General features: G+C 70.9%; 24 protein-coding genes. 13 read left to right on the top strand and 11 right to left on the bottom strand.

Translation table 11 applies throughout. The features are described 5' to 3' along the window. Positions 1–140 precede the first annotated feature (140 nt). Together KUM44_RS02100 and kstD are read left to right on the top strand one after the other, a co-directional pair. The gene (locus KUM44_RS02100; protein ID WP_217205808.1) at positions 141–1,277 is read left to right on the top strand and encodes a sugar ABC transporter substrate-binding protein; all 1,137 of its coding nucleotides are present in this window, start codon (positions 141–143) and stop codon (positions 1,275–1,277) included. Between the two features lie 160 nt (positions 1,278–1,437). Next, positions 1,438–3,207 carry a 3-oxosteroid 1-dehydrogenase gene (gene kstD, locus KUM44_RS02095; RefSeq protein WP_217205887.1) on the top strand — a complete coding sequence of 590 codons (1,770 nt, stop codon included), beginning with the start codon at positions 1,438–1,440 and terminating at the stop codon, positions 3,205–3,207. Positions 3,208–3,251: 44 nt separating this feature from the next. Here the strand turns inward: kstD and KUM44_RS02090 are convergent, their stop codons facing one another. The 4 genes from KUM44_RS02090 to KUM44_RS02075 are packed head-to-tail and all read right to left on the bottom strand — an operon-like array spanning position 3,252 to position 5,223. Beyond that, positions 3,252–3,926 (bottom strand): class I SAM-dependent methyltransferase, encoded by a 675-nt coding sequence (locus KUM44_RS02090; RefSeq protein WP_217205807.1) that lies wholly within the window; start codon positions 3,924–3,926, stop codon positions 3,252–3,254. A gap of 28 nt (positions 3,927–3,954) precedes the next feature. Further along, positions 3,955–4,200: a hypothetical protein gene (locus tag KUM44_RS02085; protein WP_217205806.1), complete on the bottom strand. Its 246-nt coding sequence runs from the start codon at positions 4,198–4,200 to the stop codon at positions 3,955–3,957. Positions 4,201–4,225: 25 nt separating this feature from the next. Beyond that, on the bottom strand, positions 4,226–4,540 hold the full coding sequence (locus tag KUM44_RS02080) for an AzlD domain-containing protein (RefSeq protein WP_217205805.1): 315 nt from the start codon (positions 4,538–4,540) through the stop codon (positions 4,226–4,228). Beyond that, positions 4,537–5,223 (bottom strand): AzlC family ABC transporter permease, encoded by a 687-nt coding sequence (locus KUM44_RS02075; protein ID WP_217205804.1) that lies wholly within the window; start codon positions 5,221–5,223, stop codon positions 4,537–4,539. The genes KUM44_RS02080 and KUM44_RS02075 overlap by 4 nt, the downstream gene beginning before the upstream one ends. Positions 5,224–5,307: 84 nt before the next feature. Between KUM44_RS02075 and KUM44_RS02070 the strand changes: the two genes are divergently transcribed. Further along, positions 5,308–5,856, top strand: a complete 549-nt coding sequence (locus KUM44_RS02070) for a helix-turn-helix domain-containing protein (protein WP_217205802.1) — start codon at positions 5,308–5,310, stop codon at positions 5,854–5,856. Between the two features lie 93 nt (positions 5,857–5,949). Here KUM44_RS02070 and KUM44_RS02065 read toward each other — a convergent pair whose 3' ends face one another. After that, complete coding sequence (locus KUM44_RS02065; RefSeq protein ID WP_003992177.1) at positions 5,950–6,153, bottom strand: cold-shock protein; 204 nt, start codon at positions 6,151–6,153, stop codon at positions 5,950–5,952. 347 nt (positions 6,154–6,500) lie between these two features. Between KUM44_RS02065 and KUM44_RS02060 the strand changes: the two genes are divergently transcribed. From KUM44_RS02060 to KUM44_RS02050, 3 genes are all read left to right on the top strand, one after another. Continuing rightward, positions 6,501–7,349, top strand: coding sequence for a menaquinone biosynthetic enzyme MqnA/MqnD family protein (locus tag KUM44_RS02060; protein ID WP_217205801.1), 849 nt, complete (start codon positions 6,501–6,503; stop codon positions 7,347–7,349). 78 nt (positions 7,350–7,427) lie between these two features. Beyond that, positions 7,428–9,134, top strand: a complete 1,707-nt coding sequence (locus KUM44_RS02055; protein WP_217205800.1) for a serine/threonine-protein kinase — start codon at positions 7,428–7,430, stop codon at positions 9,132–9,134. 92 nt (positions 9,135–9,226) lie between these two features. Then, on the top strand, positions 9,227–11,569 hold the full coding sequence (locus KUM44_RS02050; protein ID WP_217205799.1) for a serine/threonine-protein kinase: 2,343 nt from the start codon (positions 9,227–9,229) through the stop codon (positions 11,567–11,569). Positions 11,570–11,584: 15 nt separating this feature from the next. Here KUM44_RS02050 and KUM44_RS02045 read toward each other — a convergent pair whose 3' ends face one another. Both KUM44_RS02045 and KUM44_RS02040 read right to left on the bottom strand, forming a co-directional pair. Then, a complete protein-coding gene (locus tag KUM44_RS02045) occupies positions 11,585–12,661 on the bottom strand; it encodes a hypothetical protein (RefSeq protein ID WP_217205797.1) in 1,077 nt (358 codons plus the stop codon). Between the two features lie 38 nt (positions 12,662–12,699). Next, complete coding sequence (locus KUM44_RS02040) at positions 12,700–14,241, bottom strand: hypothetical protein (RefSeq protein ID WP_254388898.1); 1,542 nt, start codon at positions 14,239–14,241, stop codon at positions 12,700–12,702. 237 nt (positions 14,242–14,478) lie between these two features. Here KUM44_RS02040 and KUM44_RS02035 point away from each other — a divergent pair, with 237 nt between their 5' ends. The 4 genes from KUM44_RS02035 (at position 14,479) to KUM44_RS02020 (ending at position 18,183) form a co-directional block, all read left to right on the top strand. Beyond that, positions 14,479–15,264: an A24 family peptidase gene (locus KUM44_RS02035; RefSeq protein WP_217205794.1), complete on the top strand. Its 786-nt coding sequence runs from the start codon at positions 14,479–14,481 to the stop codon at positions 15,262–15,264. Between the two features lie 73 nt (positions 15,265–15,337). Continuing rightward, positions 15,338–16,552, top strand: a complete 1,215-nt coding sequence (mqnC, locus tag KUM44_RS02030) for a cyclic dehypoxanthinyl futalosine synthase (protein WP_217205793.1) — start codon at positions 15,338–15,340, stop codon at positions 16,550–16,552. A gap of 7 nt (positions 16,553–16,559) precedes the next feature. Beyond that, complete coding sequence (locus KUM44_RS02025) at positions 16,560–17,165, top strand: hypothetical protein (RefSeq protein ID WP_217205792.1); 606 nt, start codon at positions 16,560–16,562, stop codon at positions 17,163–17,165. A 322-nt stretch (positions 17,166–17,487) separates the two neighbouring features. Continuing rightward, positions 17,488–18,183, top strand: a complete 696-nt coding sequence (locus tag KUM44_RS02020) for a demethylmenaquinone methyltransferase (RefSeq protein ID WP_217205791.1) — start codon at positions 17,488–17,490, stop codon at positions 18,181–18,183. On the opposite strand, the gene KUM44_RS02015 is transcribed toward KUM44_RS02020, so the two are convergent. Then, the gene (locus KUM44_RS02015; protein WP_217205790.1) at positions 18,170–18,481 is read right to left on the bottom strand and encodes a PASTA domain-containing protein; all 312 of its coding nucleotides are present in this window, start codon (positions 18,479–18,481) and stop codon (positions 18,170–18,172) included. The genes KUM44_RS02020 and KUM44_RS02015 overlap by 14 nt on opposite strands. A 151-nt stretch (positions 18,482–18,632) precedes the next feature. Further along, a complete protein-coding gene (locus tag KUM44_RS02010; RefSeq protein ID WP_217205789.1) occupies positions 18,633–19,139 on the bottom strand; it encodes a GNAT family N-acetyltransferase in 507 nt (168 codons plus the stop codon). A 98-nt stretch (positions 19,140–19,237) separates the two neighbouring features. On the opposite strand from KUM44_RS02010, the gene KUM44_RS02005 reads away from it, so the two are divergent. Next, on the top strand, positions 19,238–20,557 hold the full coding sequence (locus KUM44_RS02005) for a geranylgeranyl reductase family protein (protein WP_217205787.1): 1,320 nt from the start codon (positions 19,238–19,240) through the stop codon (positions 20,555–20,557). A 1-nt stretch (position 20,558) separates the two neighbouring features. Here KUM44_RS02005 and def read toward each other — a convergent pair whose 3' ends face one another. Next, positions 20,559–21,185 (bottom strand): peptide deformylase, encoded by a 627-nt coding sequence (gene def / locus KUM44_RS02000; RefSeq protein WP_217205786.1) that lies wholly within the window; start codon positions 21,183–21,185, stop codon positions 20,559–20,561. 88 nt (positions 21,186–21,273) lie between these two features. Here def and KUM44_RS01995 point away from each other — a divergent pair, with 88 nt between their 5' ends. Beyond that, positions 21,274–23,100 carry an FAD-dependent oxidoreductase gene (locus KUM44_RS01995; protein WP_217205785.1) on the top strand — a complete coding sequence of 609 codons (1,827 nt, stop codon included), beginning with the start codon at positions 21,274–21,276 and terminating at the stop codon, positions 23,098–23,100. Positions 23,101–23,176: 76 nt separating this feature from the next. On the opposite strand, the gene KUM44_RS01990 is transcribed toward KUM44_RS01995, so the two are convergent. Then, on the bottom strand, positions 23,177–24,004 hold the full coding sequence (locus tag KUM44_RS01990; RefSeq protein ID WP_217205784.1) for a C40 family peptidase: 828 nt from the start codon (positions 24,002–24,004) through the stop codon (positions 23,177–23,179). Between the two features lie 713 nt (positions 24,005–24,717). On the opposite strand from KUM44_RS01990, the gene KUM44_RS01985 reads away from it, so the two are divergent. After that, positions 24,718–25,077, top strand: coding sequence for an NADH-quinone oxidoreductase subunit A (locus KUM44_RS01985; protein WP_030950624.1), 360 nt, complete (start codon positions 24,718–24,720; stop codon positions 25,075–25,077). Positions 25,078–25,086 lie beyond the last annotated feature (9 nt).

Below are 25,086 nucleotides of genomic sequence, written 5' to 3'. Positions count from 1 at the left end.
GGGGAGTACAGAAAACGGTTGCCATCTCGTTATGACAACTGCTTGACGTGACATACCGATGCCGCGTTGGCTACCGCCACCTGGGTGTGCCGCCACCCAGGTCAGCACAGCCGCTCCCCCCGCTCGGAAGGCACCAGTAAGTGAACGCACGAACCCCCCACACCCCCGCCGTACGCCGTATCGCGATAGCCCTCGCCGCCTCGGCCTCGGCGCTGTCGCTCACCGCGTGCGGTGTCGTCGACGGTATCGGGGGCGGTGACAGCTCCGCGTCGCCGAAGAAGGGCGACGACATCACGGTGGGTCTTCTGCTGCCCGACAAGGACACGGCGCGCTTCGAGAAGTTCGACTACCCGCTCATCAAGAAGGAGGTCGGCACCCTCACCGACGGCAAGGGCAAGGTCGAGTACGCCAACGCCGAAGCGAGCCCGGACAGGCAGAGCGAGCAGTTCCAGAAGATGATCGACGAGCAGGTCGACGTGATCCTGGTGGACGCGCTGGACGCCAAGGGCATCGCGTCGGACGTGCAGAAGGCGAAGGACGCCGGCATCCCGGTCATCGCCTACGACCGTCTCGCGGAGGGGCCGATCGACGCCTACGTCTCCCACGACAACGAGCTCGTCGGCGAGGTGCAGGGCCGCTCCCTGGTCGAGGAACTCGGATCGAAGGCCGCGTCCAGCAAGGTCGTCATGATGAACGGCGACCCCGCCGACCCGAACACGGGCCTGGTCAAGAAGGGCGCGCTCGACGAGCTCGAGGGCGCGGTGAACATCGTCAAGCGGTACGACACCGACAAGTGGTCGCCCGAGGTGGCCAAGGCCAACATGAAGAAGGCGATCGCCTCCGTCGGGCTGAACAACATCGCCGCCGTCTACTCGGCGAGCGACGGCTTGGCGGACGGCGTCATCGACGCCTTCAAGGAGGCGGGCGTCAGCAAGATCCCGCCGGTGACCGGGCAGGACGCGAACCTGGACGCGGTGCAGCGGGTCGTCTCGGGCGAGCAGTTCATGACGGTGTACAAGTCCTTCCTGCTGGAGGCGGGCAACGCCGCGAAGATGGCCGTGTACAAGGTCCAGGGCCGCGACATCGAGTTCGACGCCCTCACCCAGGACTCGGTCGACAGCCCGACCAACGAGGGCATCCCGGCCCAGCTGGTGCCGGTGGTCGCCCTCACGAAGAGCAACATCGAGGAGACGGTGATCCAGGACGGCGTCTACACCGTCCAGCAGATCTGCACCCCCGAGTACGCGGCGGACTGCGCGGCGATCGGCCTGAACTAGCCGCCCGAGCCGCCCCTGCCTCGTGTCGGCGCGACGCGGACAGCTCAACTCGCCTACCCTGTACTTGACTTCACAAGGTCACCGCGTCACATTCGCATTTCTGACACATCATCAGAAGCGTGGCGTCGTCCAGGCGGGAGCGGCCTCCGTGAGTACCTCCATGACCTCCAGCGTGACCCCTTCTCGAAGACACGTTCTCGCCGCGGGCGCCGCGGGCACAGTGTCGGCCCTCGGACTCACCGTCGCGGCCCCGTCCGCGGCCCGAGCGGCCGACCTGCCCGTCCTCGGCACCTACGACGTCGTGGTCGTCGGCTCCGGAGCCGCCGGCATGACCGCCGCCCTGACCGCCGCCAGGCAGGGGCTGAGCTGTGTGGTGGTGGAGAAGGCGCCCACCTTCGGAGGGTCCGCCGCGCGGTCCGGGGCCGGGATCTGGATCCCGAACAACTCGGTGATCCTCGCGGCCGGGGTGCCGGACACCCCCGCGAAGGCCGCCGAGTACCTCGCCGCGGTCGTCGGCCCGGACGTCCCGGTCGAGCGGCAGCGGGCCTTCCTCGCCCACGGCCCGGCGATGCTCTCCTTCGTCATGGCCAACAGCCCCCTCCGCTTCCGCTGGATGGAGGGCTACAGCGACTACTACCCGGAACTGCCCGGCGGCCTCCCGAACGGCCGCTCCGTCGAACCCGACCAGCTCGACGGCAAGCTCCTCGGCGCCGAACTGGCGCGTCTGAACCCGCCGTACATGGACGTGCCCGCCGGCATGGTCGTCTTCAGCGCCGACTACAAGTGGCTGGCCCTGGCCGCGGTGAACGCCAAGGGGGCTGCGGTGGCGGCGGAGTGCCTGGCGCGGGGTGCGGCGGCGGCGCTACGCGGGGAGAAGCCGCTGACCATGGGGCAGTCGCTGGCGGCCGGTCTGCGGCTGGGGCTGCGGTCGGCCGGGGTCCCGGTGTGGCTCGGCACGCCGCTCACCGACCTGTACGTCGAGGGCGGCGCCGTGAGCGGGGCGGTCGTCACCCGGGACGGCGCGCCGGGCCTGGTCCGCGCCCGCCGGGGCGTGATCGTCGGCTCGGGCGGCTTCGAGCACAACGCGGCGATGCGCGAGCACTACCAGCGCCGGCCCATCGGCACGGACTGGACGGTCGGCGCGAAGGAGAACACCGGTGACGGCATCCGGGCCGGCCACCGGCTCGGCGCCGCCCTCGGCCTCATGGACGACGCCTGGTGGGGCCCGGCGATCCCGCTCCCCGGCCAGCCGTACTTCTGCCTGTCCGAACGCACCCTCCCCGGCGGCCTGTTGGTGAACGCGGCCGGGGCACGGTTCGTCAACGAGGCCGCTCCCTACAGCGATGTCGTCCACACCATGTACGACGTCCAGGACACCAGCTCCGCCATCCCGTCCTGGCTGATCGTCGACCAGAACTACCGGAACCGGTATCTCTTCAAGGACGTCCTGCCGGCCCTGCCCTTCCCGGCCGGCTGGTATGACTCCGGCGCCGCGCACAAGGCCTGGACCCTGGACGCGCTCGCCACGTCGATCGGCGTCCCGGCAACGGCCCTGCGCACCACCGTGGACCGTTTCAACTCCCAGGCAAGGCGCGGCAGGGACCCCGACTTCCACCGGGGCGACAGCGCCTACGACCATTACTACACGGACCCCTCCGTCCTGCCGAACTCCTGCCTGGCCCCCCTCTGGCTCCCCCCGTACTACGCGTTCCGTATCGTCCCGGGCGACCTGGGCACCAAGGGCGGCCTGCTCACCGATGCGCGGGCGCGGGTGCTGAGGGAGGACGGCTCGGTCATCCGTGGCCTGTACGCCGCGGGGAACGCGAGCGCCGCCGTGATGGGCCACAGTTACGCGGGGGCCGGTTCGACGATCGGCCCGGCGATGACGTTCGGGTACATCGCGGCGAGGGATATCGCCGGGAGCCTTTGAGCCTCTGAGCCTCTGAGCCCCGGGCTCATGGGCCCCTGCGCCTCCTAACCGGCCTGGACGGCGGGCTTGCGGGCGATCAGGAACGCCTGCGGGGACGTTTCGTCCAGTGCGGGGTCCGGCTCGCGGACCGTCCTGGAGACCAGGGCGAAGCCGGCCGCCGCCAGCAGGCCGGCCATGTCCTCGGGCCGGCGACGCTGGAAGGTGAGCGCGACCGGGTGGCCCCAGGGCTGGTCGTAGTGACGGTGTTCGGCGCCGGCCTGGAAGGCGACGAGCAGGGGCGCGCCGGGCGCCAGGACGCGGTGGAACTCGGCGAAGAGGGCCGGGAGCCGGTCCACGGGGGTGTGGATGGAGGAGTAGAAGGACAGGGCGCCGGCCAGCGTGCCGTCCGGGAGGTCCAGGTCCAGCATCGAGCCCTGCTCGAAACGGAGCCCCGGGTTCTCGCGGCGGGCGATCGCGATCATCCGCTCCGACAGGTCGAGCCCGAACACGTTCAGCCCCAGCGAGGCGAGGCGCCCGGTCGTCCGCCCCGGACCGCACCCCAGGTCGGCCACCAGCCCGTCCTCGCCGACCCCGCTTCTCTCGACGAGTTCGGCGAACACGCGGAGCAGCGCCCGCTCCAGCGGCCGGTTCGCGAGTTCGTCCTGGAAGAGGGTCGCGTAGTCCTCGGCGACGGCGTCGTAGAAGGTGCGGGTGTCGGTCAGGAAGTCGGAATCGGTCATGGCCGGGGACCCTATCGAAGGCCGCCGTCTACGGGGCCCCGTCCTGCCGGTCACCCGACTGCATCCCGCCAACACCGATCGCGGCGCCGACGGCGATGCCCAAGCCCATTCCCAGGGCAAGCCCGAGCCCCAGGTTGTCGAAGACGGTCATGCCGAGCACGAGGCCGATACTCGTACCGAGGGCGAGACCGACCGAAAGGCCCCTCGCCCGCTTGTTGTCGGCGGGAGCGGCGCCGTCTTCCCCGTGGTTGTCCTGTTCATCACTGCTGGCCATCGGGCGATCCTGCCATGAGGCCGCCTCATGCGACCCCCATCGCCCGCAGCACCGCCGTGACCCCCGCCGCGCCCAGCACGACCACCGGGAACGGCGCCCGCCGCCAGGCCAGTACGCCGGCCACCAGCACCCCGGCCGGCCGCGCCCACCCCGCGAAACCCCCGCCCTCGGTCAGCGCGCCCGTGACCAACAGGGCCACCAGCAGGACGATCGCGCCCGCCGACAGCAGCTCCTGCACCCGTGGCGGAAGGGCCACCCGGTCGTGCAGCAGCGGCCCCGCCAGCCGGAAGGCATACGTCCCGACGGCCAGCGTCAGGATCATGGCCACCGTCGCGCTCATGCCGTACGCCCCCTGCCGCGCCCGTGTCCGACGAGCCCCGCCAGCGCCACCAGGACCGGCACCCCGGCCGGGACGGCGGGTGTCACCGCCAGGGCCAGCGCGGCCCCGAGCAGCGCGCACCGCCGTACGGCCGGATTCTCGCGCAGGGCGGGCAGCACCAGGGCGACGAGGACGGCGGGGAAGGCCGCGTCCAGGCCGTAGGCGCCGGTGTCGCCCAGGGCGTCGCCGGCCAGCGCGCCGGCCAGGACGCCGAGGTTCCAGACGGCGAACAGACCGAGCCCGGAGATCAAGAACGCTGCCCGCCGCCGCGCCGGATCCGACTGGGCGAGGGCGAAGGCCACCGTCTCGTCGGCCACCAGATGCGCGCCGAGGAGCCGGGCGAGGCGGCCCCGGCCGAGGATGTCCGCCACGGCGAGGCCGAAGGCCAGCGTGCGGGTGTTGAGCAACAGTCCCGTCGCCGCGGCGGCCACCGGCCCGCCTCCGGCGAGCAGCACCCCGACCGCGCTGAACTGGGCCGAGCCCGCGTACACGACCAGCGACATCACCACCGGCACCCACACGGGCAGCCCGCCGGCCACCGAGACGGCGCCGAAGGAGACGCCGACGACGCCGCTGGCCAGCCAGACGAGTGCGCTGTCGCGCACCAGAGGTGCCATCATCGGTGTTCGGAGTAGCGAACGCATGTTTTCCAGAATGAACAACGCCACGTTCGTTCGTCAAGGCGAACGAACGTACTCGTAGAGCGAACGAGGACGGGAAGTGAACCCATGAGCGAGCCCCTCACCTGGATCGCCGTCTCGCTGCGGCGCGAGCGCACGCGGGCCGGACTGTCCCTGTCCGAACTGGCCAAGCGGGCCGGGATCGCCAAGTCCACGCTCTCCCAGCTGGAGGCGGGCAGCGGCAATCCCGGCGTGGAGACGCTGTGGGCGCTGGGGGTCGCGCTCGGTGTGCCGTTCAGCGTGCTGGTGGAGCCGCCGGCACCGGCGGTTCAGGTGATCAGGGCGGGCGAGGGGCCCACTGTCGCCTCCGAGCGGGCGGACTTCGTGGCGACCCTGCTGTCGGCCAGCCCGCCCGGCGCGCGCCGTGACCTCTACCACGTGCGCGCGGAACCGGGCCCCGCCCGTGAGTCGGAGCCGCACATTCCGGGGAGCGTGGAGCATCTGATCGTCGGCACGGGGCGGGTGAAGGCGGGGCCTCGGGGCGAGGAGGTGGACCTGGGGCCCGGAGACTGCATGTCGTATCGCGGGGATGTGCCGCACTCGTACGAGGCGCTGGCGCCCGGGACGACGTTCGTGCTGGTCATGCAGCACGTGTGAGAAAAGGCAGGAGCCCCATTGCCTTGCGGCACGGGGCTCCTTGGGTACTGCTATCTGTTCCGGATCAAAGCACCAGGCTCCGAGACCGAAGACTCAGACCGGGGTGACGTTCTCCGCCTGAGGACCCTTCGGGCCCTGCGTCACGTCGAAGGAGACCTGCTGGTTCTCCTCCAGCGAACGGAAACCGCTCGCGTTGATCGCCGAGTAGTGAACGAAGACGTCGGGGCCGCCGCCTTCCTGGGCGATGAAGCCAAAGCCCTTTTCGGCGTTGAACCACTTCACGGTTCCGGTAGCCATAAGCCCTCCTTGGGCCCAAAGGGTTGCCCTGCTCCAGAACCCTGCAAGTGTGAAAACAAGATGCCGCACAACTGCATACGTCTGAAAACGACGAGAGCCCGCGGTCACATGCTCCGCAGGCTCTGTACTGCAAGGGAAACCAAACTGCAACTTGCGGCGAGCCTAGCACGCGGGCAGCCGAAAGCAATAGAGGTCAAGATCACGTCACTCGGATGTTTGAAGATCGAGTGTCGGCTTGACGGAAAGATCCCGTGTCGGCTTGACGAGGTGGGGGTTAAGGGCAGTTGTGACGGAGGTGTCACGACCCTGGAGGCTGCACGCTACCCCATGGGGTCTACTGTCGCGATGTGGACAATTCTCGCACCCGGCCGCGCGTAGGCCACATCCAGTTCCTGAACTGCCTGCCCCTGTACTGGGGGCTCGCGAGAACTGGCACGCTCCTCGACTTCGAGCTGACCAAGGACACCCCGGAGAAGCTCAGCGAGCAGCTGGTGCGCGGCGACCTCGACATCGGGCCGATCACTCTCGTCGAGTTCCTGCGCAACGCCGACGACCTGGTCGCCTTCCCCGACATCGCGGTCGGCTGCGACGGCCCGGTGATGTCCTGCGTGATCGTCTCGCAGGTGCCGCTGGACGAGCTGGACGGGGCCCGGGTCGCCCTCGGCTCCACCTCGCGCACCTCGGTCCGCCTGGCCCAGCTGCTGCTCGCCGAGCGCTACGGCGTCCAGCCCGACTACTACACCTGCCCGCCCGACCTCAGCCTGATGATGCAGGAGGCGGAGGCGGCCGTACTCATCGGAGACGCCGCGCTGCGGGCCAACCTCCTCGACGGCCCGCGCTACGGCCTCGAAGTGCACGACCTCGGCGCGCTCTGGAAGGAGTGGACCGGGCTGCCCTTCGTCTTCGCGGTCTGGGCGGCTCGCCGGGACTACCTGGAGCGCGAGCCGGTCATCACCCGCGCCGTGCATGAGGCCTTCCTCGACTCCCGCAACCTCTCCCTGGAGGAGGTCGGCAAGGTCGCCGAACAGGCGGCCCGCTGGGAGGCCTTCGACGAGCGGATCCTGGAGCGGTACTTCACGACCCTCGACTTCCGCTTCGGCCGCCCGCAGCTGGAGGCGGTCGCGGAGTTCGCGCGCAGGGTGGGGCCGACCACGGGTTTTCCGGCGGATGTGAAGGTGGATCTGCTCCAGCCGTAAAGGCGGCGGTGCTCGCGCACTAACCTGCTGGAGAGTTTTACCGGCGTATGGAGCCGTACGGGGGAAGGGTGGACGCCGATGCAGCCGCTCGGAGTTGACGAGCCCACCGCCGTCGGACCGTACCGGCTGCTCGGCCGGCTCGGCTCCGGCGGCATGGGCCGGGTGTACCTGGGCCGCAGCGCGGGCGGCCGTACGGTCGCCGTCAAGATCGTGCATCCGCACTTCGCGCTGGACGAGGAGTTCCGCGCCCGCTTCCGCCGGGAGGTGGAGGCCGCGCGGCGGGTGGGCGGCGCCTGGACGGCGCCCGTGCTGGACGCGGATCCGCAGGCGGCGGTGCCGTGGGTGGCCACGGGGTACGCGGCGGGTCCCTCGCTGGCCGCCGCGGTCGCGGACTCGGGCGCGCTGCCCGCCCATTCCGTACGAGCGCTGGGCGCCGGACTGGCCGAGGCGCTGGCGGCCGTGCACGAACTGGGTCTTGTGCACCGGGACGTGAAGCCGTCGAACGTCCTGCTGACCCTGGACGGCCCCCTGCTGATCGACTTCGGCATCGCACGGGCCACGGACGGCACGGCGTCCCTGACGTCGACCGGCGTCTCCATCGGCTCCCCCGGCTACATGTCGCCCGAGCAGATCCTCGGCAAGGGCATCACGGGAGCCGCGGACGTCTTCTCGCTGGGCGCGGTGCTGGCGTACGCGGCGACCGGCGAGCCGCCGTTCCCCGGGGACTCGTCGGCGGCGCTGCTGTACAAGGTCGTGCACGAGGAGCCCGAACTCGGTCCTCTGGCCGGCGAGGTGCGCGAGCTGGTGGAGGCCTGCCTGGCCAAGGAGCCCGGGGCGCGGCCCGCCCCGGCCGAGCTGGCGCGACGGCTGGCTCCGGACGGGGCGGCCCGGCTGGTGGCGGGCGGGTGGCTGCCGGGTGGGCTGGTGGAGCAGGTCAGTCGGAGTGCGGTGCAGTTGCTGAACCTGGATGCGGCCGACACCGGGGCGGAGGTCGCCTCGGGGCCGGTGTCGTTCAGCCGGGCGGCGACGGTGGGGGAGTTCGGGCCGCCGCCGGTGATGCCCGGGGTGCCCGTGGGTGGGGTGCCGGTGGATGGGGTGCCGGTGGGCGGTGCGTCCGCGCCGGTGCCGCCCGCCGCCGTGCCCGAACCGCGCGATGCCGTACCGCAGGACACGTCCCCCGTGTCCGGCGACCGGCCCGGGAAGCTGTCCCTCTCGGTCGCGGCGGCCTCGACGCCGGGGGAGGGCGGCCGTGGACGTCGGCTGAGCTGCACCGTGGCGCTCGCGGTGGCGGGCGCGCTGGCCGCGGTGACGGTGGGGTCCGTGTTCGTGTTCGAGCTGCTGCCGGGCGGGGGACAGGACACCAGCGCCGGTTCCGATGTCCCCACGCCCGCGGCGCCGGACGCCGGCGTCTCCGGCGCACCGGTCGAAAGCGACGTACCCGACCGCTATGTCGGAACCTGGGAAGGCAAGGCCAGCGCACTGAACGGTGCCCTGCCGGCCGGTACCTTCCGGCTCACCGTGCACAAGGCCGCCGTCGGCGAGGAGTTGGGCACCCTCCGTGCGACGGACCTGCTCGGCCTCGCCTGCAACGACGTACTGACCCTGAAGAAGGTGACGGCGAAGGAACTCGTCGTGACGTCTGTGGGGAGGAAGGCCAACCACGCCGGCTGCAACCCGAAACCGCACACCGTCCGGATCACACCGTCCGGCGACGACCTGCTGTACCAGTCGGAGAGCGACGCGGAGGGGAACCCCGAGGCGCGGTTGTCGAAGGTCGACGGGTAGCGGGGCCGGATGCCGAGTAGCGGCGGCAACTCCCGTAGCCGCTCTTACTACTGTGTCTCCGCACGCGAGCATGCCGACGGGGGAGACCCATCATGGAGACACTGCAACCGGACGATCCGCGGGAGTTGGGCAGGTACCGACTGCTGCGCAGGCTCGGTGCGGGAGGCATGGGACGCGTCTATCTGGCCCGTTCGCCCGGTGGCCGCACCGTCGCCGTGAAGGTGATCCGGCCTGATCTGGCGGCCGACGCCGGCTTCCGGGAACGCTTCCGGCACGAGGTCGACATAGCCAAGGCGGTCTCCGGCCGCCATACGGCCCCCGTCGTGGACGCCGACCCGGTGGCCCCGCTGCCGTGGCTGGCGACGTCGTACGTCCTCGGTCCCGACCTCACCGACGTGGTCGCCGCGCATGGCGCGCTGCCCGAGCACACGGTCCGTGCGCTGGGCGCGGGGCTCGCGGCCGCCCTTCAGGAGGTCCACGGGGCGGGCCTGATCCACCGCGACCTCAAGCCCTCGAACGTCCTGCTGGCCGCCGACGGCCCACGGGTCATCGACTTCGGCATCGCGCGTGCGGTGGACGGAAGTCGTATGACACAGACGGGAGTCGTGGTCGGTTCGCCCGGTTACATGCCGCCGGAGCAGGCCCTCGGACAGGACGTCGGGCCGGCCGGTGACGTCTTCTCGCTGGGCGCGGTGCTGGCCTTCGCCGCGACCGGACGCAGCGCCTTCGGGGACGGTGCCGCCTCGCACGCGGCCCTGCTCTACCAGGTCGTGCACGGGGAGCCGGACCTGGCGGACGTACCGCCCTCGCTCCTCGGGCTGATCCGCGCGTGTCTGCTGAAGGACCCGGCCCGGCGGCCGGCTCCCGCCGAGGTCGTGGCGGCGCTGGCACCGCGGGGCGTCGGGGACGTCCTGCACGACTGGCTGCCGTCGGCGGTGGCGTCGACGATCGCCACGCACGCGGCGGGGATCCTGGACCTGGAGGCGCCGGAGCAGCAGGCCCAGGCAGCGGCACAGTTCGGACCGGCGCCGGGGTACGGGTACCCGCAGGCGGCCGGGTACGGACCGCCGTCCGCCGGCACGGCGCCCGCGCCCGGCTACGGCACGCCACCGGGCGGCACCCCTGCACCGGGCACACCGGCACCGGGATACGGCCACCCGACGGTGCCCGCCCCCGGACACGACACCCCGCAGCCCGGCACCGTCCGGCTCGGCTCGTCCCCCGCGCCCTCCCGCCGCCGCGCCCTCTCCCTCGCCCTCGGCGGTGCGGCCGCCGTGGCCGCGGTCGGCGGTGGCACGGCGTGGTGGATCGGCAAGGACGACGGCACCTCCCGGACCCCGACGGGCAAGGACGGCAAGGGCGCCTCCGCCGAGCCCGCCGACGAGACGTTCACGACCCCGCCGGCCGGGGTGGCGCCGCAGCCGTTGTGGCGCAGGACGGTCGCCGAGGACAGCACCAGCACGTCCGTACCGTTGCTCGTCCACAACGGCCTGCTCCTGGTCAGCGGCGACCCGCTGGTGGCGTACGACGTGAAGACGGGCAAGGTCCGCTGGTCCAAGCCGGACATCTGTCCCGCCGGCGCCCAACTCCTCTTCCACGGCGGCAAGGTGTTCCTGTCCGACAGCGGCGTCGACGGCATCCTCGTCGCGTACGACGCCGGCACCGGTGAGGAGGCATGGCGGAGCCGGCTCGGCAAGTCGCTGCACGTCCAGGACACCATCGCCATCGACGACAAGAACGTCTACGTCACGGCGACCGACTTCAGCGACGCCAAGTCCGCCACCGACTACCGCACGGCCGTCGCCGCCATCAGCCACACCACCGGCAAGAGGGTGTGGCTGCAAAGGCGCGACTGGGGCACCGACGACTACGACGTCAAGGGCAGGGTCTCCGGCAGGTACCTGGTCTACACCGACTCCAAGTTCAACGTCACCGTCCGCGACACCGCCACCGGCGGCCAGCTGTGGTCCAAGAAGATCGGCGACGACTGGGGCTGGCGTCCCACGGTCGGGAAGGGGCTGGTCTTCCTGCCGGGCGAGAAGCTGACGGCCGTGGACGTGGAGACGGGGAAGACCCGCTGGACGCTGTCCCCGAACGGCCGGCGCGGCTTCAACGGCCCGAGGGTCATCGACGGTGTCCTGTACGTCAAGGACCACGACCGTGGCGTCTGGGCCGTCGACGTCCGCACCGGTAAGCGGATCTGGCTCTGCGACGGGAACAACAGGGGAGCGCAGACGTTCCTCAAGGCCGGGACGACGCTGTACGGGGCGGGTTCCTCCCTGGGCGGCGGCGTCGCGGCCATCGACGCGAGGACCGGCAAGGTCCGCTGGACCTTCACCGACGACAGCGACTACGACGACTGGCAGATCGCCCTCGCCGGGAACCGGCTGATGGTGGCGAACGGGGCGGTGATCTATGCCATGCCCGCCGTCTGACCCGTGACCTGTTCCTCAGTCGCCGCCCCCGCCACCGCCTCCGCCGTCACCCCCGCCGTCGCCGCCCCCACCGGAGTCCCCGCCGCTCCCGCCGTCCCCGCCGTCCGAGCCCCAGCCGTCGCTGCCGCCGGGCTCGTTGTCGTCGCTGCCGCTGCCGAGGTTGGTGAACCAGGGGCGGTCCCACCACTCGTCGAAGGCGATCGGCTCGTCCCCGGTGACCGCCGGGCGCCGCTGAGACCGGAAGCGCGCCAGGCCCGTCGTGTCCCCGAGCCCGAAGGCGACGGCGAAGACGTGCGCCATGACGGCATCCAGCGGGTCGGGGCTCTCCCACCGCACCGGGGCGAGCGGCAGCAGTACCGAGCCCGGCTCGGGCACCGGGCGGCGCGCGGGGCGGGTCAGCAGGGCGACGGGCCGTTCGTCGCGCAGCAGCCACGAACTCGTCGCGTTCTCCCGCCGCAGCACCCAGCGCTGCCCGGGCAGCCGCACCTCGACGGAACTCCTCGACTTGCGCCGCTTCTTGTCGAGGCTGAGCTGCGCGGTCATGTCGCCGACGGTCAGCCGCAGGCCCTTGGCCGGCTGGGGGGAGTCCCGGCGGAATCCGTGGGGTGCCCGGATGCGGACGACGGGAGCCCCGGGTCCCCAGACGTCCACGCGCACCAGGCGCCGGTCCACGGCGACGGCGATCGGTCCGGCGGGGCCCGGCGCGAACCGCCGCGCGATCCACAGCGGTACGCCCTCGGTCCGGGCCCGGTCCGCCAGGGCCGCCACCTGCTCAGGTCCGCCACACCGCCATACCGCCAACTCCCCGAGCGCGCGGGCGAACTCGGCGGCCTGCCGTACCTTCACCGGCGTGGCGGTCCCGGTGACGCGGGTCACCGGGACGATCCCGGGCCCCGCTGCCAGCCGCTGTAGCGGGCGTTCCGCCCCGCCGCCCCCGAGCCAGGACCCGCGCCGGAACGCCTCGGCCATGGCACCGAGGTTCAGCTCACCGAGCGGTGTCACCCGGCCGCCGCGCCGCAGCTGGTCCTCGGTCAGCTCGACCGTCCGCGCCAGCGGATTCCACGACCGCTCGCCATACAGCACCTGGCTCACGACAACCCCCTACGTATGTGGCTCAGCAGAGCACACCCTCACACGGCCGGTTCCGGATTCCGGCGCCGCAGCACCCTGCCCACGATCCCCAGCAGGGCCGCCACCACCCCGAAGACCGCTCCGGCCACCAGAACGCCCGGAAAAAGGGCCGCCCAGAAGTCGGGGCCGAAGAGCGGGGGCAGCTCGTCCTCGCGCACGGCGTCCGTCACCGGGTACGGGGTGTCGGCCGTGGTCGGCTCGTCCGTGCGCTCGGTCTTGCCGAGGACGGTCATCAAAGCGGCGAGGCGGCTGCCCATGAGGTGGTCGTCGGCGTCGTCGGCATGGTCGTCGCCGACCGTGATGGACTCCGGCAGATCGAAGGCGATGCTGTAACTGTCCAGCCGCAGGCCGTAGTTGAAGACGTCGATGGAGCCGTGCAGCGGATCGGCGACGACGTACACCCCGTCCTCGCCCAGCTTGTCGTAGACCGCCGCGGCGAACGCCGCCTCGTCGCCGCCGGACTCGTCCTCCGTCAGCTGCGGGACGAGCGAGACGAAGACCGGGCCGCCGCCCTCGGAGCGTGCGAACGCACGGATGCGGTCGTGGAGCCGGTCCAGTTGAGCGGCGTCCAGGACCCGCGGGCTCTCCGGGTCCGCGTACACCGGGTCCTCGGCCAGGCCCTCCGCCACCCGGTCGAGGCGGGCGTTGAGCTCGATCGCCCGGGGCGGCGGCGACCAGCTCGACCTGGTCTGGTCGTGGACGAGCGGGGCGGTCACGACGATGGCGACGGCGGAGCCGAGGGCCAGGACCGCGACGGTCCAGCGCAGCGCGCGGCTCGCCTTGGGCACCGCGGGCCCCTTGGCCTGCTTGCTCCGCTTGGCCTGCTTGGACTGCTTGGACTGCTTGGCCTGCTTGGATTGCCTGCTCTGCTTGGGGCCCTTGGCCTCGGGGGTTCGCGAGAGGCGGTGCCACCAGCGCCGTACGTACGGAACCAGCACCAGGATCAGCAGCGGCACGACGACGAGCAGGACACCCGTGAGGGACGACTGGTCGCTGCGTTCGGTCGAGTCGATGTACACGTCCGCGGGTTCGGCGCCGTCGTCGTACTTCGCGCGTGCCGCTTCCGCCCGCGCGGCCGCCGCCTTCGCGTCGCCCTGCGCGATGACCTCGGCGAAGCGCTCGAAGCGGCGCAGCGGGCCCGCGTCGTAGGGGAGTTCGTAGAGGGCGACCGTCCAGGCGTCGTCCGCCGGGGCGTCGACTCCGTACGCCACGGCGTCCGTCACCGTCGACTCGTCGACGAGCACGTACAGTCCGTCCCGGCCGAGCCGCTTGTGGACCGCGTCGAGCAGACCCGGGTCCGCGCCGCTCAGACTCGGGAGGACGAGGACGTACGTCGGTACGCCGGTGCGCTTGGCCACCTTGGCGAAGGCGGCGGCCGTGGACTGCGGTACCTCGCGGGGGAGTTGGTCGGTGACGTGGACCGGGTTCTCGCGGAGGCGGTCGGCGAGGTAGGCGGCCTGGGGAGCGGTGTCGGTGGCCGCCCGGGCGGGGGCTGTGGCGGTGGTGAACAGGGCTGCCAGGGCGCAGAGGGCGAGGAGCATGCGCGCTGCGTGCGTGTGCCATGGGTGCCGGGTCCTGCGTATGCCGTTTGCCATGGTTGTGCGCACTGCCGTCTTCCCCCGTGTCACGCCGACCGCTGTTGTTCGCGGCACTCTACTGAGTGCGTCTTCGGCGCCGCCTTCGACGGGGTCGGCGGGAGTCCATATGATCTCGGTACCTTCAACAGATCCTCATATTCCCTCCCTTCTCCCTTCGTACCCGACGCCAGGACATCCGTCATGAACACCGCCCTGCTGGTGCTCGTCGCCGCGATCTGGGGTGCGGCGGCGGGGGCGCTGCTGCCCCGGGCCGCGTATCGCTTCTCCGTGCCGGAGGGGGAGGAGTGGCGGGAGCGGTGTCCGGGCGGACATCGGCTCCGGGGGAGGACCGGGGAGACCGGGAGGACCGGGAGGGCTGGAGTGGCCGGGTGGACCGCGTGGATCGGTCGGGCCCGGTGCCGGGAGTGCGAGGGCGCGCGGACGTACGGGCCCGGCACCGCCCTCATGGCCACCGTCACCGCCCTCGTCTGCGCCGCCCTCGCCGCCGCCACCGACACCCGGCCCGAGCTGGGCGTCTGGCTGCTGCTGGCGCCCGTCGGCGTCCTGCTCACGGCCGTCGACTTCCGGGTACGGCGGCTGCCCAACCCGCTCACCCTCACGCTGGCGGTCGCCACACCGGCCCTGCTCGGCCTGGTCGCCCTGGTCCCCGAGCACGCCGGTGACTGGTCCACCGCCCTGTGGGCCACGCTCGCGCTCGGCGCCGGCTACTACGTGCTGTACCTCGTCAACCCCGGTGGCATGGGCTTCGGCGACGTGAAGCTGGCGCTCGGGGTGGGGGCGGCGCTGGGCTGGTACGGCTGGCCGACGGTCATGCTCGGCACCTTCGCCGGGTTCCTGTTCGGGGCGCTCTACGGCTGGGCCCTCGTGCTGCTGCGCAGGGCCGGGCGCAAGACGGCGATACCGTTCGGGCCGTTCCTGCTCGGCGGGGCGTTCGTGGGGCTGCTGATCGGCGCGTACGCGGCCTGACCTACGGACCCCGAAAACGCTGGCGTAGGCTGGTCAGGTCCGTCCAACCCCCTTGACGAAAGGGACGCCACCGGTGACCGAGAAGGCCGACCTCACGTCGTTTGATGTCACAGCCGTCCTCGACCGTGCCGCGGCGGGTGGGCGGATCACCCCCGAGGAAGCGCTCGTCCTCTACCGCGACGCCCCGCTGCACGCGCTGGGCGCCGCCGCCGACGCCGTACGCCGCCGCAGGTACGCGGGCACCGAGCACATCGCGACGTACATCATCGAGCGCAACATCAACTACACGAACGTGTGCGTCACGGCGTGCAAGTTCTGTGCCTTCTACGCCCCGCCGAAGGACACGGCCAAGGGATGGACCCGCGACCTGGACGACATCCTGCGGCGCTGCGCGGAGACCGTCGAGCTCGGCGGTACGCAGATCATGTTCCAGGGCGGCCACCACCCGGACTACGGCGTCGAGTACTACGAGAAGCACTTCGCCGCCATCAAGAAGGAGTTTCCGCAACTCGTCATCCACAGCCTGGGGGCGAGCGAGGTCGAGCACATGGCCCGGATCTCCGGTGTGTCGGTCGAGGAGGCCATCACGCGGATCCACGAGGCCGGCCTCGACTCCTTCGCGGGCGCCGGCGCCGAGCTGCTGCCCGAGCGGCCGCGCAAGGCCATCGCCCCGCTGAAGGAGAGCGGTGAGCGCTGGCTGGAGATCATGGAGACCGCGCACAACCTCGGCGTCGAGTCCACGTCGACGATGCTCATGGGCACCGGCGAGACCAACGCCGAGCGTATCGAGCACCTGCGGATGATCCGTGACGTCCAGGACCGGACCGGGGGCTTCAGGGCCTTCATCCCGTACCTCTACCAGCCGCAGAACAACCACCTCAAGGGCCGCACGCAGGCCACGATCTTCGAGTACCTGCGGATGATCGCGATCGCCCGGATCTTCATGGACAACATCGCCCACATCCAGGGCTCGTGGCTGACCACCGGCCAGGACGCCGGCCAGCTGACGTTGCACTACGGCGCCGACGACCTCGGCTCGGTCATGCTGGAGGAGAACGTCGTCTCGGCGGCCGGCGCCAAGCACCGCTCCAACCTCCAGGAAATGATCGACATGATCCGTACGGCGGGGCGGGTGCCGGCCCAGCGCTCCACGACGTACGAGCACCTGGTCGTGCACGACGACCCGGCGAACGACCCCGTCGACGCGCGCGTCATGTCCCACATCTCGTCCACCGCGATCGAGGGCGGCACCGCCCACCCCGAGCTGAAGCTCCTCGCCTCCAACTGACCCGCCCGTGCTGACGATCCACGCCGACTCCAGGGGCCACGCGCTCGTCGTGAAGGGCGCGTGGATCGCGGACGCGGGGCAGCTGGCGGATCTGGTCGCGGCGCATCCACGGGCGCGGGTGCGCCAGTGGCCGGGCATTCTGACGCCCGGATTCGTCAACCTCTACGGCAACGAGCTGCTGGAGGAGACGTACCATCCCGATCCGCGCGAGGCCGACGAGCTGGGCACCGAGCCGCTGACCGGTGGTGCCCTCGCCGCTCTCGCGATGGACGAGGCCCGTTGGGGCGCCAGCGCCCGGCGCGGGGTGCAGAGGATGCTGGCCCACGGCACGGTCGCGGCGGCCTGCGAGTCGATGCGCAACCGCGCGGTGCGCGACGCCGTACACCGCTCGGGGCTCGGTGTCGTGGGCCGTCTCGGGCGGCCCCGCGGACCTGCGTCGCTCGATCCGTACGCCTGCGGGTCGCCGGTGGAGTTCGCGCCGCCGAGGGAGCAGGGCTCGGCCGCCCGGTTCGCGTTCTTCGACGTACAGGACGAGACGGAACTGGCCGAGAACGGCGCGGGGACGTGCGTGGCGACGGTGGCGGAAGGCCGGATCGTCTACCGCCGACGGTGACGGGACCGCCCCTGTGCCAAGGGCCGCGGGGCGGTATCGATGTGCGGCTCCGCCGCGTGGGCGCCGGCTATTCACTCCCGCATCACCGCGCTGACGGGCGGCCACCTGCGCCGGCAGAAGCTGAAGCGGACCGGTGAGGTCGGGACGCCGGCGGGGGTGGGATGACGGTGGGGGCGCACAGCAGGACCGCCTGCCGCTGGAGAGCCGGCGGTTGATGTTCGGCATCGGCTGGTGGCCGGGAAGGAGAAGGCAAGGCTGCTGCCGTGAGACGCATCGGCCGGGTACTGCGGGGGCGTCGGGGCCGTACTGCCACAATGGGCCCGTGACCCGCGCATCCCTGAACAAGCAGCCGCACGAAGTCGCCTCGATGTTCGACGACGTGGCGGAACGGTACGACCTGACGAACGACGTGCTGTCGCTCGGCCAGGACCGTGTCTGGCGCAAGGAGGTGGCGAAGGCGGTCGACGCCCGCCCCGCGCAGAAGGTCCTCGACCTGGCGGCCGGCACGGGCACCTCGTCCCTGCCCTTCGCGCAGACCGGTGCGTACGTCGTCCCCTGCGACTTCTCCCTCGGGATGCTCCAGGTCGGCAAGCGCAAGCACACCTGGCTGCCGTTCACGGCGGGGGACGCGACGAGGCTGCCGTTCAAGGACGACACCTTCGACGCCGTGACGATCTCCTTCGGGCTGCGCAACGTCCAGGACTTCGATGCCGCCCTGCGGGAGATGTACCGGGTGACGCGGCCCGGCGGCCGGGTCGTGATCTGCGAGTTCTCGCACCCGACCTGGGCGCCGTTCCGCACGGTCTACACCGAGTACCTGATGCGCGCCCTGCCGCCGGTCGCCCGCGCGGTGTCCTCGAACCCGGACGCCTACGTCTACCTCGCCGAGTCCATCCGCGCCTGGCCCGACCAGCCGGCCCTCGCCGAGCACCTGCGCAAGGCCGGCTGGTCCAAGGTGGCCTGGCGGAACCTGACGGGCGGGGTCGTGGCCCTGCACCGGGGCTTCAAGCAGAGCTGACGACGGGGTACGGGTCGCCGGGCTCGTCGAGCTCGCGCTGCACTCCGCCACCTGGCGGCCGGGGGATGCGTGGCTCGCGTACGCCTCCGCCGCCCTCACCCTCGCCGAAGTCGAACCAGACGTAGACCGACGACTCCCGCGGCACCTCGGCACCGGGCTGGGGGTACTGGCGTACGACGTAGTCGATGACGGTGAGATGGAAGTCCGGCCGGTCGGGTGCGTTGAGGAGCAGGCCGTGCGACTTCGCTGCCTCGCGCGCGTCCATGGCCATCAGTCCGACGAGTTTCGGTACTCGCACCTCGGGCTTTTTGGGTGTTATGCGCACAGATGTCACCCCCAGCGGTACTGGCAGGGTAACCGTCCGGGGGTGCCGACCGGAAGCGTCAAGTACCTTTCTGTAGCAGTCGATTACACAGAGTGGCGCAACTGGAAGTGGCGCCTTCCCCGCGTCACAGGTCGAGCCGGTAGCAGTGCCCCTTCTGCCGCTCGTCCGGCGTGGTGAACACTTCCGCCAGCCGCATCCCCAGCCGCCGCGTCACCGCGATCGACCGCTCGTTGCGCGCGTCCACCATCGCCACCACGCTCGGCACCCCGGCCGCCCGCAGCCGCTCCAGCGTCAACTGCGCGGCCGCCGTGACATACCCCTTGCCCCAGTACTCCCGCCCGAGCCGCCAGCCGATCTCGATCTCGCCGGTGGGACCCCAGTTCCGTGCCCAGGGCTGGGCTCCGGTGAAGCCGATGACCTGTTCGTCGTCGTCGAGCATGGTCCACAGGCAGTACCCGCGCTCGGCGTCGTGCCGGCGCTGGCGGGCCGTGAGCTCCTCGTAGACGGACAGCTCCGCGGGCCTGCCGCCGTGGAACTCCATGACGTCCGGGTGGGCGAAGACCCGGTGCCAGGCGACGGCGTCCTCGTCGGTGGGGACACGGAGCCGTACGACAGGGAGAACTCGGTTCACGGAGGCAGCCCTTCAACCGGGTGATCAGTGCTGCTGAATAGACTGCCCATGTCCAGTGCCGGTCGGCACACAGATTTCGAACTTGGGGAGATCCCGCCGTGACCGACGTGACCGAGCCACTCTCCTCACCTGTCTCCTCGCCGCTCTCCGAGAACACCGCCGATGTGATCGTCGTGGGCGCCGGGCCGGCCGGCTCCACGACGGCGTATCACCTGGCCAAGTCCGGTCTCGACGTACTCCTGCTGGAGAAGACCGAGTTCCCGAGGGAGAAGGTCTGTGGAGACGGCCTGACCCCGCGCGCGGTCAAACAGCTGGTGGCGATGGGCATCGACATCTCCGAGGAAGCAGGCTGGCTGCGCAACAAGGGCCTCAGGATCATCGGCGGCGGCGTCCGCCTCCAGCTGGACTGGCCGGATCTCGCCTCCTTCCCGGACTACGGCCTCGTCCGCAAGCGCGACGACTTCGACGAGCAACTCGCCCGCCAGGCCCAGAAGGCCGGCGCCCGCCTCTACGAGCGCTGCAACGTCGGCGCCCCGATCGTCGACGACCGCACCGGCCGGATCACCGGCGTCCACGCCAAGCTCGGCGAGGACAAGCGCGAGGTCACCTTCCATGCGCCCTTGGTGGTCGCCGCCGACGGCAACTCCACCCGCCTCTCCCTCGCGATGGGCCTGCACCGCCGCGAGGACCGCCCGATGGGCGTGGCCGTACGGACGTACTTCGAAAGCCCCCGTCACGAGGACGACTACCTGGAGTCCTGGCTGGAACTGTGGGACCGCCGCGGCCCAGGCGAGGACCGCCTGCTCCCCGGCTACGGCTGGATCTTCGGCATGGGCGACGGCACCTCGAACGTCGGCCTGGGCGTCCTGAACACCTCCGACTCCTTCAAGGAACTGGACTGGCGCGAGGTCCTGAAGGCCTGGTGCGCCTCCATGCCGGAGGACTGGGGCTACACCCCGGACAACATGACCGGCCCGATCCGCGGCGCCGCCCTCCCCATGGCCTTCAACCGCCAACCGCACTACACCAAGGGCCTGCTGCTGGTCGGCGACGCCGGCGGCCTGGTGAACCCCTTCAACGGCGAGGGCATCGCCTACGCCATGGAGTCCGGCCAGATCGCCGCCGACGTCATCGTCCAGGCCCACGCCCGCTCGACCCCCGCCGGCCGCGAACTCGCCCTCCAGCGCTACCCGCGCGTCCTGAAGGACACCTACGGCGGCTACTACACGCTGGGCCGCGCCTTCGTGAAGCTCATCGGCAACCCGAAGGTCATGAAGATCGCGGCCCAGCGCGGCCTGACCCACCCGCTCCTGATGAAGTTCACCCTGAAGCTCCTGGCCAACCTCACCGACCCGACGGGCGGCGACGCGATGGACCGGATCATCAACGGGCTGAGCAAGGTGGCACCGAAGGCCTGAATCAGCTCTTCAACGCCTCGACGTTGGCGGCCCGGCGCGCGAACACCTCGTCCCGCCGGTCCGCCACCTGTCGCAGCGCGTCCCTCCGCTCCCGCTGGGAGAGCCGGTCCAGATAGACCTGCCCGTCGCAGTGATCAGTCTCGTGCGCGAGGCAGCGGGCGAAGTACCCCGTGCCCTCGATCACGAGCGGCTGCCCGTCCTTGTCGAGGCCACGCACCACGGCCCGGTCCGGACGCGGTACGTCCATCACCGCCCCCGGCACGGAGAGGCAGCCCTCTGAGTCGTCGAGGAGCCTCCTGTCCGCGGCGTCGAGCGGCTCCAGCACCGGGTTGACGATGTGCCCGACGTGCCGGACCCCGTCGTCGTCCGGACAGTCGTACACGAACAACCGCAGACCGACCCCGACTTGGTTCGCCGCCAGTCCCGCCCCGTCGGCGATGTACATGGTCAGGAACATGTCGTCGATCAGCGCGGCGAGATCGGGCCCGAACTCGGTCACGTCCCGGCACGGCTTGTGCAGGACCTCCTCACCCGTCTCGGTGATCCTGCGCACCGATCCACGCCGGGCCTCGGGCGCGAGCGGCGGATACGAGTCGACGGGCCTGCCCTGGACGAACACACTGGGCATCTGTGCCTCCTTGTGGTTGTGAGGATGCTGTGGGTGACCGGGAATCGGGCTTCCGACCTGCGAAGCCCCTCCCTACCCTCCGGGAATCATGACAACAGAACACGCGCAGGAGCCCCAGGAGCAGTCAGGGCACACGCGATCCGGCCAAACCCGTAGACGCTTCCTGGCCGGTGCCGGGGGAGCGGCCGGCGCCCTCGCCTTATGGCCCGCCGGCAGCGCGAGAGCGGCCTCGGGCAAACGCGTCGCCGTACTCGGCGGCGGAGTCTCCGGCCTGAGCGCCGCCCACGAACTCGCCGAACGCGGCTACGCCGTCACCGTCTACGAGTACTACGACGCCCTCGGCGGCAAGGCCCGCTCGATGCCCGTGCCGGGCACGGCGACCGGCGGCCGCGCCGACCTCCCCGCCGAACACGGCTTCCGCTTCTTCCCCGGCTTCTACCGGAACCTGCCGGACACCATGCGCCGCATCCCCGTCCCCGGCAACGCGCACGGCGTCCACGACAACCTCGTCAGCGGCACCGAGGCTCTGTTCGCCCGTGCCGGCGGCCGCCCCGACCTGCACTTCCCGCTCCGCCGCGCCACCACTGCGCCCCGCCCCGGTGACCTCACCCTCGGCTGGATCCGCGACCAGCTCCTGTCGGTCCTGGACCTCGGCACCCGCCTCCCCGCCCACGAGGCCGCCTACTTCGCCGACCGCCTCCTCGTCCACCTCACCAGCTGCGACGCCCGCCGAGAGGGGCAGTGGGAGAAGGTCGCCTGGTGGGACTTCATCCGCGCCGAGGAGATGAGCGCGGAGTACCAGACGCTCCTCGGCATCGGCCAGACCCGCAACCTCGTCGCCACCCGCGCGGAGGTGGCGTCCACCCGGACCGTCGGCCGCGTCATCATCGAGGCCCTGCTCCTGTGGGGGCTGCTCGGCCGGGGCATGGACGGCGACGCGGACATCGACCGCGTCCTCAACGCCCCCACCAGCGAGGCCTGGATCGATCCCTGGGAGGCCCACCTGCGCTCCCTCGGCGTCGAGTTCGTCCTGGGCACCCAGGTCCGCGAGGTCCGCTACGACGGCGGCCGGGTGACCGGCGTCCGCGTCTCGGCCCGCGACGGCGGCGACGAACGTACCGTCACCGCCGACCACTACATCTCCGCGCTCCCGGTCGAGCACGCACGCGTGACGTGGGGTCCGGCTCTGCGCGCCGCCGACCCGCAGCTCGCCCGCTGCGACGCGCTCCAGGCGGACTGGATGACCGGCGTGATGTTCTATCTACGCACGCCCACCCCGGTCGTGCACGGCCACGTCAACTGCCTCGACTCGCCCTGGTCGGTGACCGCCGTCGGCCAGGCCCAGTTCTGGAACGGACGGGACTTCCCCCGCGACTACGGCGACGGACGGGCGCGGGACTGCCTCTCCGCGATCATCTCGGAGTGGGACAAGCCGGGCATCCTGTATGGCAAGACGGCCAAGCAGTGCACCAAGGAGGAGGTCGTCGCCGAACTCTGGGCCCAGCTGAAGGACGGCCTGAACGACGCCGGCAAGACCACGCTCCGGGACGAGGACCGCCTCGGCTGGTTCATGGACCCGGCGGTGACGGGCCTGGGCGGCCCCGATCCGCGCAACCGCGAGCAGCTCCTCGTCCACCCCACGGGCACCCTCTACAACCGCCCCACGGCCCGCACAAAGGTCCCGAACTTCTTCCTCGCGGGGGACTACGTCCGCACCGACGTGGACCTGGCGACGATGGAGGGCGCCAACGAGTCGGCACGCCTGGCGGTCAACGCGCTCCTGGACGCGGACAATTCGGACGCCGGGCGCTGTGAGATCTGGGAGCTGTACCGGCCCCCGGAGCTGGAGCCGCTGAAGCGGGTCGACGAGGTGCGCTACAAGCTGGGCCTGCCCAACACCTTCGACCTGGGCTGAGCCGCGAAGGCTCTCGAACGGGACGTAAGGGCCGCTGCCCCCGAGCGGCTGCGGCCCTTACGGTGAACCCTGCGACTCAGAGGACGCGCACCGCGCCCGACGCCGGGTAGCCGGACAGGTCCTGGATGACGACGCCCTTGGAGGGGTTGGCCGCGTCCAGGTACTGGCCGTTACCGATGTAGACGCCCACGTGGTACGCCGAGCCCTTGCCACCCCAGTAGAGGATGTCGCCGACCTGGATCTGCGAGAGCGGGATGTCGGTGCCGACCATCGACTGGTCCTGCGAGACCCGCGGCAGGTCGACACCGACCTGCTTGAACGCGGCCTGGACCAGGCTGGAGCAGTCCCACGCGTTGGGGCCGGTGGCGCCCATGACGTACGCGTCGCCCACCTGCGCCTGGAGGAAGGCGATGACCGTCCCGACGCTTCCGCTGGCGGGGGCGGCCACGCTGGTGCTCGCGGAAGCGGACAGGGTGGTGCGCTCGGCGCTGCGGGAAGCGGCGGCCTCGGCGGCGGCCCTGCGGGCCTCCTCGGCCTTCTTCTTTGCCTCGGCCTTCTTCTTGGCCTCCGCGAGGTCCTTCTTGGCTTCCTCGGCGGCCGCGGCGGCGGCCGCGTCACGCTGGGCGTCGAGCTCGTAGTTCGCGGCCGCCAACTGGGTGGCGTCCGCGGACTGGGCGAGCTGGTCGGCCACGTCAGCCGTGAGGGTGGGCAGTTCGATGGTCTGCGTCACCGGCTCGGCGGCGTTCGCCGTGGCCGACGCACCCGCCGCTGCCATGCTGAGGACGCCACCGGCAACTCCGGCACGCATCGCGATGGATGTCGACGCGCTGCGGCGGGGCTTCCGGTGGCTACGTATGTGAGCGGTGTGGGACATGAGAACAACCGGTATCAGGGGCTCCTCCATACCTACAAGAAACGTGTGCTGCGCCACAGTTACTCAATCGCCGCCCCAAATTCCTGGCGGGCCGCCCTTTATTGACGCCGTAACGGACATTGCGGACGCGCCGTATCCCGCCCGTGATCACGGGCTTTCATCATTAAGTCCGAATTGCCCACCGCTTACCACCCGTTGGGATCGGTGGCCAAGCCCGGTTCTCACGGCCCTCTCGTCATGTGGCAGAGGTCACGCAACGGTTACGGCTCCGTGCGCGTCCTGTGTCCGAATCCCGCCCGCCGGCGCTCGTGAATGCGTGCACGCGTCCACACCCCCGTCCGCGGCTCCCCCTGAAGTGTGAACGCGCTCCTCTATCAAGACGCCCCGTCCAGCACCAATTTGCATGCAAGGGAAGTCTCTTGATATTGAGACGCCCCCTCCGATCTGCGGCGATGAGCGAAAATGTCACCTCTGGTGATCACTCGGACGCTTCTCGTGCGAAGATCACCGCTCATCCGGCTTCATGATCCTTCGTCAGGTGGTGGAGATCACAAAGCTTGTGCAATACCCCGTGTCGCAGATCACAGAGCGGCGGGCATAAGATGCGAGGCAGTTGGGCTTGTGACCTGCTTCACATGTTCTCGATCTTCGCCGGGACGAGCGGGGCTCGTGGGATCGGTGAGGCGGCTGTGAGCCCAGTGCAACCGCCAGCAGTCAGTGCCGACTGAGAGGAGCGAGGAGCGGTGAACGCGTATGCGCCCATCCTCGTACTGGGAGCCCTCGGGGCAGGCTTTGCGATCTTCTCCGTGGTCATGGCCACGCTGATCGGTCCGAAGCGGTACAACCGGGCCAAGCTCGAGGCCTATGAGTGCGGTATCGAGCCCACCCCCACGCCGGCCGGAGGCGGGCGCTTCCCGATCAAGTACTACCTGACGGCGATGCTCTTCATCATCTTCGATATCGAGATCGTCTTCCTCTACCCCTGGGCCGTCACCTTCGACTCCCTGGGGATTTTCGGGCTCGTGGAGATGTTGCTCTTCGTGCTCACCGTCTTCGTCGCGTACGCGTACGTATGGCGGCGCGGCGGCCTGGAATGGGACTGAGGGGCCTTT

It is taken from the genome of Streptomyces sp. AC550_RSS872 (genome assembly GCF_019049285.1).
Lineage (GTDB): Bacteria > Actinomycetota > Actinomycetes > Streptomycetales > Streptomycetaceae > Streptomyces.
This window is presented reverse-complemented; position numbering and strand designations above follow the sequence as displayed.

Bases quoted from the DNA above. Each gene is read 5' to 3' on its own strand.
- kstD (WP_217205887.1), top strand. From the start codon at position 1,438: ATGACCTCCAGCGTGACCCCTTCTCGAAGACACGTTCTCGCCGCGGGC.
- KUM44_RS02090 (WP_217205807.1), bottom strand. From the start codon at position 3,926: ATGACCGATTCCGACTTCCTGACCGACACCCGCACCTTCTACGACGCC.
- KUM44_RS02085 (WP_217205806.1), bottom strand. From the start codon at position 4,200: ATGGCCAGCAGTGATGAACAGGACAACCACGGGGAAGACGGCGCCGCT.
- KUM44_RS02080 (WP_217205805.1), bottom strand. From the start codon at position 4,540: ATGAGCGCGACGGTGGCCATGATCCTGACGCTGGCCGTCGGGACGTAT.
- KUM44_RS02075 (WP_217205804.1), bottom strand. From the start codon at position 5,223: ATGCGTTCGCTACTCCGAACACCGATGATGGCACCTCTGGTGCGCGAC.
- KUM44_RS02070 (WP_217205802.1), top strand. From the start codon at position 5,308: ATGAGCGAGCCCCTCACCTGGATCGCCGTCTCGCTGCGGCGCGAGCGC.
- KUM44_RS02065 (WP_003992177.1), bottom strand. From the start codon at position 6,153: ATGGCTACCGGAACCGTGAAGTGGTTCAACGCCGAAAAGGGCTTTGGC.
- KUM44_RS02055 (WP_217205800.1), top strand. From the start codon at position 7,428: ATGCAGCCGCTCGGAGTTGACGAGCCCACCGCCGTCGGACCGTACCGG.
- KUM44_RS02050 (WP_217205799.1), top strand. From the start codon at position 9,227: ATGGAGACACTGCAACCGGACGATCCGCGGGAGTTGGGCAGGTACCGA.
- KUM44_RS02040 (WP_254388898.1), bottom strand. From the start codon at position 14,241: ATGCTCCTCGCCCTCTGCGCCCTGGCAGCCCTGTTCACCACCGCCACA.
- KUM44_RS02035 (WP_217205794.1), top strand. From the start codon at position 14,479: ATGAACACCGCCCTGCTGGTGCTCGTCGCCGCGATCTGGGGTGCGGCG.
- def (WP_217205786.1), bottom strand. From the start codon at position 21,185: ATGCCCAGTGTGTTCGTCCAGGGCAGGCCCGTCGACTCGTATCCGCCG.
- KUM44_RS01995 (WP_217205785.1), top strand. From the start codon at position 21,274: ATGACAACAGAACACGCGCAGGAGCCCCAGGAGCAGTCAGGGCACACG.
- KUM44_RS01990 (WP_217205784.1), bottom strand. From the start codon at position 24,004: ATGGAGGAGCCCCTGATACCGGTTGTTCTCATGTCCCACACCGCTCAC.